At 67.6% G+C, this 3,911-nt stretch carries 4 protein-coding genes; all 4 read left to right on the top strand.

The features are described 5' to 3' along the window. Positions 1-706: enolase C-terminal domain-like protein (locus tag J7E68_RS11000; protein ID WP_285225205.1), on the top strand; the 706-nt coding region annotated here is incomplete at its 5' end. After that, on the top strand, positions 703-1,218 hold the full coding sequence (locus tag J7E68_RS10995) for a gluconokinase (protein WP_311416816.1): 516 nt from the start codon (positions 703-705) through the stop codon (positions 1,216-1,218). The genes J7E68_RS11000 and J7E68_RS10995, both read left to right, overlap by 4 nt. Beyond that, positions 1,215-2,279 (top strand): LacI family DNA-binding transcriptional regulator, encoded by a 1,065-nt coding sequence (locus J7E68_RS10990; RefSeq protein ID WP_251048900.1) that lies wholly within the window; start codon positions 1,215-1,217, stop codon positions 2,277-2,279. The genes J7E68_RS10995 and J7E68_RS10990 overlap by 4 nt, the downstream gene beginning before the upstream one ends. Before the next feature lie 146 nt (positions 2,280-2,425). Further along, on the top strand, positions 2,426-3,865 hold the full coding sequence (locus J7E68_RS10985) for an MFS transporter (RefSeq protein WP_215172544.1): 1,440 nt from the start codon (positions 2,426-2,428) through the stop codon (positions 3,863-3,865). The last annotated feature ends 46 nt before the right edge of the window (positions 3,866-3,911 follow it).

Genomic DNA, 3,911 nt, shown 5'->3' with positions numbered 1-3,911 from the left:
GCCGGCCCGCCGTGGGGCGAGGCCGGTGGGGGAGGACTGGGATACCCGTGCGTACCTGAACCACCTGCCGGGTGTTTTCGAGGCCGTGCGCAACGAGTTCGGTCCCGACATCCCGCTGCTGCATGACGGCCACCACCGTATGACGCCGATCCAGGCCGCACGACTCGGCAAGGACCTCGAGCCCTATGACCTGTTCTGGCTCGAGGACTGCACGCCGGCCGAGAACCAGGAGGCGCTGCGCCTCGTGCGTCAGCACACCACGACGCCGCTGGCGATCGGCGAGATCTTCAACACGGTCTGGGACTTCAAGGACATCATCCGCGATCAGCTCATCGACTACGTCCGCGGGGCCGTCACGCACATGGGCGGCATCAGCGCCCTGAAGAAGACGCTCGACTATGCCGCGATGTACCAGATCAAGTCGGGGATGCACGGGCCGACCGACATCTCGCCGGTGGGCATGGCGGCGGCGATGCATCTGGGGCTTGCGATCCACAACTTCGGCATCCAGGAGTACATGCAGCACGGCTCGCGCACCGACCAGGTGTTCCAGCAGTCGTTCACCTGGACCGACGGCTACCTGCATCCCGGCGACAAGCCCGGTCTCGGCGTCGAGCTCGACGTCGACGAGGCGGGCAAGTACCCGTACGAGCAGGCGTACCTGCCCTACAACCGGTTGCTCGACGGCACCGTCCACGACTGGTGAGCGCACACGCATCGCCCCAGATCGTGGTGATGGGGGTGTCGGCCGCGGGCAAGTCGACCGTGGGGCGGCTGCTCGCGACAGATCTGGACGTCGAGTTCCTCGATGCGGACGACCTGCATCCGGCGTCCAATCGGGCGAAGATGAGTGCGGGCACACCGCTGACGGATGACGACCGGATGCCGTGGCTCGACCGCGTGAGCGATGAACTCGCCGCGCGGTCGGCATCGGGGGCGGTGATCGCGTGCTCGGCTCTGCGGCGGGTCTACCGGGATCGGATTCGCGAGCGGGTGCCGGGCGTCGTGTTCGTGCACCTGCACGGCGACGACGCTCTGCTCGCCGAACGCGCGGCCGGCCGGACAGACCACTTCATGCCTCCTTCTCTCCTTCGCTCGCAGCTCGACACCCTCGAAGCGCTCGACGCCGACGAGGTCGCGGTCGTCGTCGATGTGGGTCGCCCGCCCGCGGAACTCGCCCGCGCCGCCGTCGAATGGCTCGAATCGCACCGGCCATGACACGCTGGGAGCTGGGAGGAACCATGGACGACGATCTGCCCGGCGAACTCGCGGAGCGCATCAGGCGCCGCGGCGGCGCCGCGACCATCTACGACATCGCGGAGCTTGCGGGCGTGAACCCGTCGACGGTGTCGCGCGCGCTCAGCAAACCCGGTCGCATCAGTAAGAAGACGGAGGAGAGGATCCGTCTCGCCGCCGACCGCCTGGACTTCCAGTTCAACCCGATGGCGCGTGCCCTGCCGACCGGGCGCAGCCACACGATCGGGTTGATGGTCGCCGACATCACGAACCCCGTCATCTTCGGGATCGTCCGCGGTGCCGAGCACACCGCCGCGGCCGCGGGATACACGCTGGTGATCGCCGAGTCGCAGGAGTCCGGTGAAGCGGAAGCTGAGGCGGTCTCGCGACTGCTGCCGAGCGTCGACGGCCTGATCCTGGCGACAACACGTCTCGCGGATGAGCGGATCCTGCGGCTGGCGGAGCGCAAACCCGTCATCCTCATCAATCGTCAGGTCGACGGTGTCGTCGGTGTCCTTCCCGAGGTGGAGCAGGGCGTCTCGGATCTCGTCGCGCATCTCGCCGACCTCGGTCACCGTTCGATCGCGTACCTCTCCGGCCCCGAGACATCGTGGATCAGCCGACGACGGTGGGAAGCGATGCTCGACGCCGCCGAGCGCCTCAGCCTGGCGGTCGTCGAGATCGGCCCGCACACACCGACGATCGAGGGCGGTCGCGAGGCGCTCCGCCGGGTGCAGGCGTCGCGCGCGACCGCGGTGATCGCCTTCAATGACCTGATGGCGATCGGCCTGATCCAAGCCGCGTCCACCGCCGGAATCCTCGTGCCCGACGAGCTGAGCATCGCGGGGTTCGACGACATCTTCGGCAGCGAGCTCATCGTCCCCGCGCTGACCACCGTGCGCGCCCAGCTGCAGCTCGCGGGGGAGCGTGCCGTCGGCAAGGTCCTCGAAGCTCTGGGTGATGCGACCGAACCGGTGAGCGACGACCCTCTCGCGACGACCCTCATCGTGCGAGGGAGCACGGGCTCCGCTCCTCGCAGCTGAGCGTCGGCTGGCGATCGGAGCAGGCCTTCACCTTCGATTGGCAATCGGTTGCCGAATTCACTGATCTCTGATTTGATGTAACTGTCTCAACAGTGAGACGGTCTGGAGACTTCGATGACGAAAGCACAGCGGGGGAAGCCGCGATCATGAGCGAGCAGATCACGCATCCCACCGGTGAGGAATCCCGGTGGACCTCGAACATCGGTGTGCACTACGACTCGAAGAAGCCGCTGTCTCGATACATCCGCTGGTACCTGCTGCTCTCCCTGGCCGTCTCGGCAGTCTGGGCGGCGACGAACGGCATCCTCATGCCGAATCAGATCCAGATGCTCGAGTTCGGATCTTTCTTCAGCGGCGCAGACGCCGGCGTCGACCTGCAGGCTCTCACCGAGCTCGGCCGCGCTGTCGCAGCTGGGGACGTCACGCCGACCGCGGAACAGACACGACAGCTGGCCCTGCTCTCGAACTTCGAGGCGGCTCGAGCGAACGGGCTCGCGTTGGTCACCACGACCAGCGCCATCATCGTGATGATCCTCCAGCCGGTCATCGGAGTGCTCTCCGACCGCACGCGCTCCCGCCTGGGGCGTCGAGCACCCTGGATCCTCTACGCGGGACTCCTCGGCGCCGTGCTGCTGGTCGCCGTCCGCTACGCTCCTTCGCTCGTGGTGCTCGTCGTGCTGTGGTCTGCCGCCGAGCTGGCGCTCAACGTCGCGGGCAATCCGCTGCAAGCCACGGTCGCCGACCGGGTGCCGCGCGACCGGCGCGGCCGCGTGACGTCGTGGACGAGCATGGGCGCGATCATCGGCGGCATCCTCGGTGGCATCGGCGCCGGGGCCCTCTTCGGACTCGTCGGGCTGGACTTCTATCTGATCCTCGGCCTGCTCGTGGCGATCGCGACGGTCCTCTTCGTCACCCGCAACCGTGATGCGTCTTCCGTCGACGTCGAGCGTGAGCCCTTCGCCTGGAAGCCCTTCCTGCTCGGCTACGCGAGCGCTCTCAAGGCCCGCAACTACCGGTGGCTGTGGATCTCCCGGGTCCTCTTCTTCTTCGGCTACAGCACGTCGACGGTACTCAACCTCTACATGCTGCAGAGCTACATCTCCCCGGCGCTCAGCGCCGCCGAGGCATCGGCCATGGTCCCGATCCTCGGGCTCGCGGGCATCCCCTTCACGCTCATCGCGGTGGCGATCTCGGGTCGACTCTCCGACCGCGTCGGCCGTCGCAAGCCGTTCATCGTAGTCGCATCGCTGCTCATGGCCGTGTCGATGGCGATCCCCCTGATCTCGCCGACGCTGCCGGCGCTCTTCGCCCAGGTGATCATCACGGGTCTCGCCTTCGGCATCTATCTGCCGGTCGACAACGCGATGTTCATCGACGTGCTCCCGGATCCGGCGCGCGCAGGGGGAGATCTCGGACTCGCCATCGTCGCCATGAACCTCGGTCAGGCGCTGGCGCCGGCGCTCGCTGCGGTTGTGGTCTCGACGACCGGCGGGTATCAGCTCGTCTGGGGAGCCGCACTCGTGCTCGTGGCCCTCGCAACCCTCACAGTGGCGCCGATCCGCGAGCGGACGGCCGTCGCTGCTTAGGGGGGGGAGCGTCGGCACCGGCGAGATCTCCGACCGCCCCGTCTCC

Origin of the sequence: Microbacterium sp. ISL-103 (assembly GCF_018613995.1) — a bacterium.
Taxonomy (GTDB): Bacteria; Actinomycetota; Actinomycetes; order Actinomycetales; family Microbacteriaceae; genus Microbacterium.
The sequence above is the reverse complement of the archived record's forward strand: the minus strand, read 5'-3'. Positions and strand labels throughout refer to the sequence as shown.